The organism is Mesorhizobium sp. B1-1-5 (assembly GCF_006443065.1).
Classification (GTDB): Bacteria; Pseudomonadota; Alphaproteobacteria; order Rhizobiales; family Rhizobiaceae; genus Mesorhizobium.
Map to the genome: position 1 here is coordinate 1 of NZ_VFWS01000558.1, position 1,135 is coordinate 1,135.

A 1,135-nucleotide genomic window follows, 5' to 3' on the forward strand; every position below is an offset into this window, starting at 1 on the left:
TCCTGAAGCAGGTCCTGAACGGCAACCGCAGCGCGGCAATGCATCTAGAGGATCTGCAGGCGCATCGGCCGTTCCGTGACTTCGTCTACGAACTGAAGGGAGGTAGCGCCGATTGCCGCTGGGTGCTGACCTCAGGCTTTCCACGCTTCGACGACGAGGGGAAATTCGCCGGCTATCGTGGCATTGGACGCAATGTCACCGGATTGGCCGTCGCCTTCGAAGAACTGGAACAGAAGCAGCAAGGAGAGGTGTCTTCGGGAGGCCTTGCCGACCTTCGCACGATGGTCGATTCGATGCCGATCGGGATCATGGTCCTCGACGCCGACCTGCGCGCCGAAGTGATCAACCAGGCCTTCTACAATTTGTGGAAAATCGATCCCCAGCGCGCCGGGATCGGCTCGGGCTTCCGCGAGTTGATGGAGGCCAGCCGCGCCGTCGATTCCTACGGCGCAGACGATGTTGCCTGGCGGCGCCATACCGCCGAGCGCGAGTCCGAGATCAGGGCCGGCGTCGCCGGCTCGAGACAATTGCCGCGCAATGACGGGCGTACCCTGGTTGCGTCGCTGGCCCCGCTGGCCGGCGGCAAGCGGCTCATCTCCTATGTCGATGTCACCGACATGAAGGATCGCGAGGCCGAGCTGGCCGACGAGCTGGAAAAGGCGCGACTGGCGGAAGCGGTGATCAACGGCGTCAAGGATCCGATCTTCGTCAAGGATGACGATCTGCGCTTCGTCTTCGTCAACGAGGCGTTTGCGGGCCTGTTCGGCCAGACGCCGCAAACCATGCTTGGCAAGCCCGGCGGCAATTTTCTCGCGCCGGCCGAGGTTGCGCTGTTCGAGGAAAGCGAGCGCGAGGTGCTGGCGACCGGGCGGCCTTACGAGGTGGAGGAAAGCTTCGAGGTCGACGGCGTCAACCGCTCGCGCGTCGTCAGGAAGAACCGCGTTAGAATGGTAAGCGGCCGCAACTACGTGGCCGGCTTCCTCTTCGACGTCTCGGACATGAAGGGCCGTGAGACCGAGGCGCAGGACGCCCGCAAACACCTGGCCAGCGTGCTGGAATCGCTGCCGGCCGCCGTGATCATCTACGACCGCGAGGACAATTTCGTTTTCGCCAACCGCAAGATGCAGGACACGCT

At 63.3% G+C, this 1,135-nt stretch carries 1 protein-coding gene; it reads left to right on the top strand.

Features of this window, described 5'->3' with window-relative positions; translation table 11 throughout:
- Positions 1-1,135: PAS domain-containing protein (locus FJ980_RS33265; RefSeq protein WP_140547628.1), on the top strand; the 1,135-nt coding region annotated here is incomplete at both ends.